The following is an 8,550-nucleotide window of genomic DNA, read 5'->3' as shown; positions in this document are numbered from 1 at the left end:
ATCAACACCGCAGGCTTTGAAAAGCAAACTGCGACGTTGATTATTGCCGGCGTGTTGATTTGGTCCTTCTGTCTGCAGCCCATTGCAGGGATGCTGGCCGACCGCTTTGGGCGAAAACCGCTGCTGCTCATCGCAGGCGTAGGGGTCGCGTTGGTCGCAGTGCCAATCTATACATTGGTTGGCCAAGCGACCTCGCCCATCGTCGCGTTAGCGCTGATTCTGATCCCGATTACACTGCACGGCGGATATACCGCCAACAATGCAATGGTAAAAGCTGAGATGTTTCCCGCCCATATCCGCGCACTGGGCGTTGCATTTCCTTATGCGGTCGGGAACACGCTATTTGCCGGAACGCTGGAATATGTCGCTTTGTGGTTCAAAAGTACGGGCAACGAAACGGGGTTTTTCTGGTATGTCGCGATCTGCGTCGGTGCGACCGTTATTGCCTATCTGATGCTTCCTGAAACGCGCGACACGAGCTTAATCGAGGAAGATTAAGCCAAGCTCATCGCCGACTTCAAACAGGCCTTCGCTCAGGCTTTAGGATCACGCCAATCCAATATGGGCCAACCTTCGGAGGCAGCAAGGCGCGCCAGCGGTCCGTGCGGATTGGTGGCAAAAGGTTCATCGGCATAGCTGAGCAACGGGGCATCGGACACATGGTCGGAATAGGCACGGATGTGGCAGTTTTCGCGTGACAGACCATGGGTGTCCATCCAGCCTTTGACCCGTTCAAGCTTCGCCGCATCGTAACAATTATGCCCGTCAATGCGGGCGAGAACATGGCCAGTGCTGTCTGTGGCAAGGTCAGTCGCGATAACATCATCAAAGCCAAGCCGCTTTGCAATCGCGTCGACATATAGCCGGTACGACGCCGTTGCCATGACGTGGCGATAGCCCGCTGCCTTTTCCTCCGCCACACGCGCAAGCAGCTGCGGATAGACATTTTTGCCCACCACAATGTCAGCATGGCTTTCCAGATATTTGGCAAAACTGGCCCTTGGAACGCGGTGGCCGATCAGCAATGTCTGCGAAAACTGCTTTAACCGGGCCCGGTCCCATAGCTTCAGCGCATATAATGCCAGCCCAATCGGTAATAGCGGCGCAAGGAACAATCGCCACGGCGACTTGTTAAACGCCATATGCAGGAGGAACCCATTATAGGTGGCACGTCGCGTGACGGTCTTGTCCATATCATATATGGCAAGCAGCGTTGGTTTGGCGTCAGTCATCGGTCTGCTACAGGCATAATATAATGGAAGAAGTCTAGAGGCTTGTGATAGTTCCCTTTATACGCCAGTTATATGGCTATGGCTAACGCTGCAGAGTTCTTGCAAGAAGACCTGACCGATGGCGGGCAAATCCTCCGCTTATCGGGCAGCTTTACCATAGCTTTGATCGGCGATGTCGACGGCCGCTTGCGCGATTTGTCCGCCAATGTGTTAAAAATCGATCTCAGCGCGGTTGAACATATGGATACGGTTGGCGCGTGGCTTGTTCACCGCACCGCAAAAACGTCGGGCGCAGAAATCGTGGGTGCAGGTAAAGACGCCAGTCGCCTGCTTCAGGCTGTCAGTGGCGCGGATCAGACTGATATCCCACCGCGGCCACATCCGCCATCGTTTGAGCGGTTCCTGGCCGAAGTGGGCCATAGTGTCATCATCAGCTTTACAACGCTTTTGCAATTTCTGGGCTTTGTTGGTCAGGTTGTGAAGGCATCTTTCATACTTGCGATGAACCCCGGCCGTTTCCGCTGGCACGCCGTGGTCCAGCATTTTGACATGGTCGGTGTGCGTGCGTTGGGCATCATTGGCCTGATGAGCTTTCTCATCGGTATCGTCATTGCACAGCAAGGTGCGGTCCAGTTGCGGCAATTTGGCGCCGAGGTGTTCACCATCAACCTGATCGGGCGGCTGACCTTTCGCGAATTGGGGATTTTGATGACCGCGATCATGGTCGCCGGTCGGTCGGGCTCGGCCTTCGCTGCGCAAATTGGTACGATGAAAATCACCGAAGAAATTGATGCGATGCGCACCATAGGTGTCGTGCCAGCAGAAGCCTTGGTTGTTCCAAGGGTCATTGCGGCCGTCATGATGATGCCCTTATTGGGCGTATACGCATCGTTAATGGCCATTATCGGCGGCGGACTTTTGTGCTGGATCGTTCTCGAAATTCCACCCGCGACCTTTGTGCAGCGGCTGCGTGAAGTTACGCCGATGACCGATTTCTGGATTGGCATGATTAAGGCGCCCGTCTTTGGCGCAATCATCGCCATGGCAGGCTGTTTCCAAGGGATGCAAGTGCATGGCAATGCGGAGCAGGTCGGATTGAAAACCACTGCTGCAGTGGTGCAGGCTATATTCCTCGTTATTGTTCTCGATGCATTTTTCGCCATATTCTTTAGCGAAATTGGCTGGAATTAAACCATGGACCAGCCCAACATCATTTCCGTGCAAGGCCTGTGCAACAGCTTTGGCGAGCAGGTCATTCACCAAGATTTAAATCTTGAGGTGCGCCGCGGCGAGATACTTGGTGTTGTGGGCGGGTCGGGCACGGGCAAGTCGGTGCTGATGCGGTCGATCATTGGTCTTCAAGAACCCGTCGCCGGTAAAATCCGCGTTTTCGACGAAGGCATGATCGGCAAGGAAGAGGACGAGGCCAGCGACGTTCGGCGGCGGTGGGGCGTGTTGTTTCAAGGCGGCGCCTTGTTTTCCACATTGACGGTGGCGGAGAATGTGCAGGTCCCGCTGCGCGAATTCTATCCCGATTTCAGTAAGGCGTTGCTCGACGAAATCGCGCATTATAAAATTTACCTCAGCGGGCTTCCTGCCGATGCAGCCCATAAATTTCCATCCGAGCTATCCGGCGGTATGCGCAAACGCGCAGGCCTCGCGCGGGCCTTGGCGATGGATCCCGAGCTTCTGTTTTTGGATGAACCAACGGCTGGGCTCGATCCCATTGGCGCTGCAAACTTCGACAATCTGACGCGGGATTTGAAAGAAACGCTTGGCCTCACAGTATTTCTGATTACCCACGATCTCGATACGCTCTACGCCATTTGTGACCGGGTCGCGGTACTCGCCGACCAAAAGGTGATTGCGGTCGGTGCGATTGAGGAATTGCTGGCCATCGATCACCCATGGATCAACGAATATTTCAGCGGACCACGCGGGCGGGCAGCACGTCGTGGTCATGACAAACACAACAACCCACAACCGCATTTACATCAGCCAGGAAGGTCATAGGACAGTAAGATGGAGACCAAATCCAACTATGTGATGGTGGGCGCTATCACGCTTCTTCTTGTGGCCTTGCTCGCGGCATTTACCGTTTGGCTGTCACGCGCTGCCGAAGGCGACAAGAAAGAATATGACATATTCTTTCAGCAGTCGGTGAACGGTCTTGCCAAGGGCTCAGGCGTTTCTTTTTCGGGTGTGCCTGTCGGCGAAATCCAAAGCATTGAATTGTGGGAACCCGATCCAGAATTTGTCCGCGTTCGCATCACCATTAAGGATAGCGTACCCGTGCTTCTGGGCACCACTGCGACGATCAACGGCGTCGGCTTTACCGGCGTTTCTGAAATTCAACTGGACGGCGCGGTCAAGGGTGCACCTGCTTTGGTTTGTCCAGAAGCCAATCCGAAATCGGCATGTCCCACCGGCGTTCCCGTCATCCCCACAAAGCCAGGGGCCTTGGGGGAATTGTTGAACAATGCGCCGTTATTGTTGGAGCGGCTTTCAGCGTTGACCGAGCGGTTGACGAACATTCTGTCTGACAAGAACCAGCAATCCATTGAACAGATATTAGACAATGTCGAAAATCTGTCGGGCACGCTGGCTACACAAGGTCCGGATTTGCGCGCCGCAATTCAGGAATCCCGCATCGCGTTGCAAAAGGCAGGCCTTGCCGCAGATGAAATCACCAAAATGGCGGGCACCACCAACAAGCTGCTTGATAGCGATGGCCGCCCCATGTTGGCTGAACTGCGTAAAACGCTTCGCTCCGCCAATGGCAGTCTGGCTGCGCTGGAAACGACGTTGAACAATGCCAATCCGGCAATTGAAACGCTAAATACGCAGACATTGCCAGAGGTTACGCAATTGGCGCGCGACCTGCGCGAATTGTCTGTCTCTTTAAAATCGGTCACCGACAAGGTTGATCAGGGTGGCATTGGCAGCGTCGTCAACGCGCCGGCATTGCCCGATTATCAACCTGGCAGCAGGAAACAAAAATGATGATCAGCAAATTATCCAGCGCACGCCTATTGGCCTTACCCGTCATTCTGAGCCTCGGTGCGTGTGTAAGCTTCGAGACGAAAGCGCCGCCCTCCATGCTCGTGCTGACCGCTGATAACAGCGTGACTGCAGGTGCAGCCCGAACGGCATCGGCGACGGACGCCTTGGTCATACAAACGCCCGAAGTGCCACGCAAACTCGACACGAACCGCGTGCCTGTTCAGATCGATGCCAGCAGCATTGCCTATTTGAAGGAGGCGTTTTGGGCCGACAAGCCTGCCCGACTGATGCAGCAACTATTGTCCGAAACGGTGTCGGCCAAAACCGGTCATCTGGTGCTCAGCGAAGTCGATGCCGGTGGCAAAGCCACACGATTTATCTCGGGCAGCCTATTGGAATTTGGCGTCGACGCCGCGACCAATGAAGCGGTGGTCGTCTTTGACGCAGTAAAAATCACGCGCGGCAGCCCGACCGAAAAACGCAGATTTGAAGCCCGCCGACCCGTTGCTGCTGTTGAAGCTGCGCCTGTTGGGGCCGCGTTGAATGAAGCGGCAAATGACGTGGCGTCGCAGATTGCCGAATGGGCGAACTGAGCGCTTCAGTTTGACCTAACGCGCAAATCCTTCGGGTTCGGGCCAGCTCTTTGCATATGTCGCCATCACTTTGAATAACGCGCCCATGGATTCACGGGCAACAAGCCTGCTGCGCGCGGCGGAAATCTCCGTGGCCCGATCAGGATTTGCCTGCGCTAAGCTCATGGCGCGCTGGTCGATACCCAATCCCGACAACCAAGCACCCTGATTACATGGCCCCGCAACGTTGAGGCCAGATCTTTGTGCGCAGAGCGAAAGCGCATGGAAATTGACATGGGCGGTCAAATCGCAATGGCCCGGATCCGAAAATGGGTCTGCATATTTGTGATTTTGCACCGCCTGCAGCGTACTGCCCAGCGCTGGTTCGACATAACCATAATCAATGGTCAACATAACCCCGCCTTGTCCGGACAGCCGCGTGGAAAGCTTGTCCATCACTAAAGTGGCATCCGGGCATGTCTCGTAAATACTTCCGACAGACGCCATGCGAAATTGTTTTGGAACTAGGGCGTCCGTGGAATGCGGCCCCGGCATTGCGGCAAACCGTCCACTATGGTCGGGGACGACAACTCTCTCATGCCAGCCAGCATTCGTGGCAATCATCTGCACTATCGGCAGCGCATCAAAGAATTCGTTAGCGACGATGAACAATGGCGCATCGGTTGGGAGCGTTTCCACATCATCATGGAAAACGGCAGCAGGGACAGCCGCCAGCTGCTTTTCTCGCAAAACCGAGCTATTCTCGACAAAATGAACCTGTGGTTCAAATCCGAAACGCTTCATTGTCCGAAGCGCATCGGCAGCCAGCGTACCCCTGCCCGGCCCAAGTTCGACATAATAACATGACGAAGGACGGCCACGCCGCAACCAGATATCGCTCAGCCAAATCCCGACCATTTCGCCAAACATCTGGCTGATCTCAGGTGCCGTTATGAAGTCGCCATCGGCGCCCAAAGGATCCGCGCGGCCATAATATGCGGTGTTTGCCACACGCATATATTCGGCAACGCTGATGGGACCAGACGCTTCAATGCGGTGTGTGAGGCGTTGGCTTGTCGTCTGCGTGTCAGGCCGCACTATTACCCTGCCTGCGAGCCCCTGCCGTGAATAAGAGGAACAGGCCGATTAGAATCATCGGGGTGGTCAACCACTGCCCCATGCTCAGGCCGCTTGCTTCGACCAACCACTGTAACTGCTGGTCAGGTTCCCGGAAGAATTCGATGGTAAAGCGGGAAAGGCCATAGATGACAGCCGCCATGCCACACAGAAAGCCGGGTTTATAGCGTACGTCTGTTTTCCAGAATAACGGCCACATAATCGCGGCCATCAAAAGCCCTTCGAGCCCAGCTTCATACAGCTGGCTTGGGTGCCGCGGCAAATCGCCACCATTTGGGAACACGATGGCCCAAGGCACGTCCGTCACGCGGCCCCAAAGCTCATCATTCACGAAATTTGCCAACCGGCCGAAGAAGAGGCCAAACGGGACGCAACATGCGAGATAATCACAAACCCGCAGGAACGAGATCTTATGCTTGCGCGCCAAAAGCCAGAGCGCAAAAATGATTCCAATCGCGCCGCCATGGAACGACATGCCACCTTCCCACAGCTTGAAGACATCTAACGGGTTCTGCAAAATCGATGGCTCATAGAACAAGATATAACCCGTTCGTCCGCCCAATATGATGCCCAGCGTCGCATATAAAATGATATCGTCTGCATGGTCACGCGACATAGGTGCGCCCGGCCGCGCCAGCAGTTTGAGCAAAAAGCCGTAGCCAAGCAAAATACCTACAAGATAGGCCAAGGAATACCAACGCAGCTGAAAGAAGCCCAGATCAAGCGCAACGGGACCTACGCCAAGGTCGGTGAATTGAATATAGCCAGCGGCGGTTGAAATAATCTCGAATGACACAATATTTCCTCAGGACCTTTTGACAATCCTATAGAGGGAAATAGAAGGTGCACAAAGAGTTTAGGAGAGAATCACATGCCGTCCCAATTGGATCTCGCGATCGACGCTACCATAAATCGTCTCATGACCAACGATGGCCCTTTAACGGTGACCTATGTTGAAAAATTTGGAGTGCAATTGCCTATGCTGGCGAAAGCGCCCGGCAACATGGCCGACTATCTGGCATTCTTTTGCGCCACGCATGCGGACAAAGAGTTTCTGGTAGATGGCGACATCCGGCTAAGCTTTCGCGAAACCTATGCCGCAGCGCGCGTGCTGGCCGGCGGCTTAGTCGAGGGACACAAGCTTCAAAAAGGCGACAGGGTCGGGATCGCCGCACGCAATTCGGCCAACTGGATTATTGCCTACATGGCCATCGTTATGGCCGGCGGCGTTGCAACTTTGCTCAACGGCTGGTGGCAAGGTGGCGAATTGGCTGAAGGTATCCGAATGGTCGGCTGTCGCTATGTCCTCGCGGACGAACAGCGCGCTGCGCGTTTGGCAGGGCAGGACATTGGCGGTTGTGAGCTATTGATATTTGGTCATGATGGCGCGCCGACGGAAGGCCTGTCTGTCTTGACATCAAAAGGGGGCGGCGCAGAAACACCGCTGCCCACACTTGAGCCCACAGACAATGCGACGATCTTGTACACATCAGGTTCGACAGGTCAGTCCAAGGGCGCGGTTTCCGACCATCGGGCCGTCGTTCAAGGTGCGATGAGTTACGTCGGCCAGACACTCGTCTTTTTCGAGCTGCTTTCGTCCACTGGGCAGGCCATGCCGGCTCAGCCATCGGCGCTGGTCAACGTGCCACTGTTTCACGTTACCGCCTCAATTCCACTGGTTCTGCAAAGCTTCGCCATTGGACGCAAGTTGGTGCTGATGCCGAAATGGGATGCGGAAGAAGCCATGCGCATCATCGAAAAGGAGCGTATCAGCTATTTCGTCGGCGTTCCGTTGATGAGTATTGAACTCGCGACGCACCCTAACCGCCACAAATATGACCTTACCAGCTGCACGGCCTTCGCGGCTGGCGGCGCGCCACGCCCGGTGGAACATGTCAAAAAAATCCGTAAGGAAATGAGCTGGGGCTATCCGCTGCTGGGTTATGGCCTTACCGAAACGAACGGCGTGGGCTGCGGCAACTTCACCGATAACTATCTGGAAAAGCCCACCAGCACTGGACCAGCCACGAAACCCTTGGTCGAAGTGCAGATGCTTGATGATGATGGAAATGTTCTTCCGCAAGGTGAACGCGGCGAAGTCGGCATTCGCACCATCGCGAATTTCAACGGTTACTGGAACAACGAACAATCGACACGCGACGCGTTTACCGCTGACGGATTCTTCCGGACCGGTGACATCGGTTATCTCGATGAAGACGGTTATCTGTTCATCGTAGACCGCAAAAAAGACATCATCATCCGCGGCGGCGAAAACATCAGCTGCCCCGAGGTGGAAGCCGCTGCCTATGAACATGACTCAATTGTCGAGCTGTCCGTGTTTGGCATTGCCGATGACAAATATGGGGAAGTTCCGGGCATCGTCTATCACACGAAGGATGGGGTAACGCTCACCGGGGATGAACTCAAAGCGTTCCTCGCACCGCGGCTAGCACCATTCAAAATCCCCGTCCATTTCTGGCAAGTGGCGGAACCATTGCCGCGTCTGGGTACCCAGAAAATCGACCGCGTTGCTTTGCGCCGGGAATATAATGCAAAGGTTTCTGCTTGATGCTGACATAGGGCGTGAACGCGCCTAGAGTGTCTGT

At 54.9% G+C, this 8,550-nt stretch carries 9 protein-coding genes; 6 read left to right on the top strand and 3 right to left on the bottom strand.

What is annotated here, in order from left to right; all coding sequences use genetic code 11:
• Positions 1–498, top strand: a 498-nt coding sequence (locus tag ACIQ5B_RS03010; RefSeq protein ID WP_397597730.1) for an MFS transporter, incomplete at its 5' end; no start/stop codon positions are given.
• Between the two features lie 35 nt (positions 499–533).
• Here ACIQ5B_RS03010 and ACIQ5B_RS03005 read toward each other — a convergent pair.
• Positions 534–1,232: an HAD family hydrolase gene (locus ACIQ5B_RS03005; protein WP_397575834.1), complete on the bottom strand. Its 699-nt coding sequence runs from the start codon at positions 1,230–1,232 to the stop codon at positions 534–536.
• Between the two features lie 78 nt (positions 1,233–1,310).
• Between ACIQ5B_RS03005 and ACIQ5B_RS03000 the strand changes: the two genes are divergently transcribed.
• Genes ACIQ5B_RS03000 through ACIQ5B_RS02985 form a run of 4 tightly spaced genes read left to right on the top strand, consistent with a single transcriptional unit; the run spans position 1,311 to position 4,828 of the window.
• The gene (locus ACIQ5B_RS03000) at positions 1,311–2,423 is read left to right on the top strand and encodes an MlaE family lipid ABC transporter permease subunit (protein WP_397597729.1); all 1,113 of its coding nucleotides are present in this window, start codon (positions 1,311–1,313) and stop codon (positions 2,421–2,423) included.
• A gap of 3 nt (positions 2,424–2,426) precedes the next feature.
• Positions 2,427–3,245: an ABC transporter ATP-binding protein gene (locus ACIQ5B_RS02995; protein ID WP_397597728.1), complete on the top strand. Its 819-nt coding sequence runs from the start codon at positions 2,427–2,429 to the stop codon at positions 3,243–3,245.
• 9 nt (positions 3,246–3,254) lie between these two features.
• Positions 3,255–4,235: an MlaD family protein gene (locus ACIQ5B_RS02990; protein ID WP_395628764.1), complete on the top strand. Its 981-nt coding sequence runs from the start codon at positions 3,255–3,257 to the stop codon at positions 4,233–4,235.
• Positions 4,232–4,828, top strand: coding sequence for an ABC-type transport auxiliary lipoprotein family protein (locus ACIQ5B_RS02985; protein ID WP_397597727.1), 597 nt, complete (start codon positions 4,232–4,234; stop codon positions 4,826–4,828). Before ACIQ5B_RS02990 ends, ACIQ5B_RS02985 begins: the two co-directional genes overlap by 4 nt.
• 15 nt (positions 4,829–4,843) lie before the next feature.
• On the opposite strand, the gene ACIQ5B_RS02980 is transcribed toward ACIQ5B_RS02985, so the two are convergent.
• Positions 4,844–5,905: a class I SAM-dependent methyltransferase gene (locus ACIQ5B_RS02980; protein ID WP_397597726.1), complete on the bottom strand. Its 1,062-nt coding sequence runs from the start codon at positions 5,903–5,905 to the stop codon at positions 4,844–4,846.
• Positions 5,895–6,740, bottom strand: a complete 846-nt coding sequence (gene lgt / locus ACIQ5B_RS02975; protein ID WP_397597725.1) for a prolipoprotein diacylglyceryl transferase — start codon at positions 6,738–6,740, stop codon at positions 5,895–5,897. Before lgt ends, ACIQ5B_RS02980 begins: the two co-directional genes overlap by 11 nt.
• Before the next feature lie 75 nt (positions 6,741–6,815).
• On the opposite strand from lgt, the gene ACIQ5B_RS02970 reads away from it, so the two are divergent.
• A complete protein-coding gene (locus ACIQ5B_RS02970) occupies positions 6,816–8,513 on the top strand; it encodes a class I adenylate-forming enzyme family protein (protein ID WP_397597724.1) in 1,698 nt (565 codons plus the stop codon).
• Positions 8,514–8,550 lie beyond the last annotated feature (37 nt).

This window comes from Sphingorhabdus sp., assembly GCF_044374345.1.
Lineage (GTDB): Bacteria > Pseudomonadota > Alphaproteobacteria > Sphingomonadales > Sphingomonadaceae > Sphingorhabdus_B.
Note: the sequence above shows the minus strand (reverse complement) of the source record. Positions and strands in the feature narration are given on the sequence as shown.

Excerpts from the sequence above, each read along its gene's own strand:
- ACIQ5B_RS03005 (WP_397575834.1), bottom strand. The coding sequence starts at position 1,232 with ATGACTGACGCCAAACCAACGCTGCTTGCCATATATGATATGGACAAG.
- ACIQ5B_RS03000 (WP_397597729.1), top strand. The coding sequence starts at position 1,311 with ATGGCTAACGCTGCAGAGTTCTTGCAAGAAGACCTGACCGATGGCGGG.
- ACIQ5B_RS02995 (WP_397597728.1), top strand. The coding sequence starts at position 2,427 with ATGGACCAGCCCAACATCATTTCCGTGCAAGGCCTGTGCAACAGCTTT.
- ACIQ5B_RS02990 (WP_395628764.1), top strand. The coding sequence starts at position 3,255 with ATGGAGACCAAATCCAACTATGTGATGGTGGGCGCTATCACGCTTCTT.
- ACIQ5B_RS02985 (WP_397597727.1), top strand. The coding sequence starts at position 4,232 with ATGATGATCAGCAAATTATCCAGCGCACGCCTATTGGCCTTACCCGTC.
- ACIQ5B_RS02970 (WP_397597724.1), top strand. The coding sequence starts at position 6,816 with ATGCCGTCCCAATTGGATCTCGCGATCGACGCTACCATAAATCGTCTC.